This window comes from Arthrobacter echini, from assembly GCF_008107445.1.
GTDB lineage: Bacteria > Actinomycetota > Actinomycetes > Actinomycetales > Micrococcaceae > Arthrobacter_D > Arthrobacter_D echini_A.
Map to the genome: position 1 here is coordinate 1 of NZ_VSLD01000038.1, position 458 is coordinate 458.

Here is a 458-nt window from a genome sequence, read left to right on the forward strand (position 1 = left end):
AACTGGTCCGGATGGCGGCCGAGCGGGGCCTGTCCCTGACCGGTCCCGATGGGCTGTTAAAGCAGTTCACGAAAACGGTCCTCGAGACGGCGCTGAACGAGGAAATGACCGAGCATGTCGGTCATGAGAAACACCACGCTGAACCCGATCGTGGGACCTCGAATGTCCGGAACGGGTCCCGGTCGAAAACGGTCCTGACCGAGGCGACGGGGCATGTCGAGATTGACGTTCCGAGGGACCGGGATGGGACGTTTGAGCCGGTTATCGTGAAGAAGCATCAACGCCGCCTCACCGGCGTCGATGAGATGGTCCTGTCCCTCTATGCCCACGGGCTGACGACCGGGGAGATCAGTGCGCACTTCGCGCAGATCTATGGAGCGCAGGTCTCAAAGGAGACGATCTCGAGGATCACCGACAAGGTATCCGAGGAGATGGCGAGCTGGGCGAATCGTCCTCTC

Annotated in this window: 1 protein-coding gene; it reads left to right on the plus strand. The window is 61.1% G+C overall.

Annotation, left to right across the window (positions count from 1 at the left end; translation table 11 throughout):
* Positions 1-2 precede the first annotated feature (2 nt).
* A partial coding sequence (locus tag FQ377_RS14710; protein ID WP_262364489.1) for a transposase occupies positions 3-458 on the plus strand: 456 nt, incomplete at its 3' end.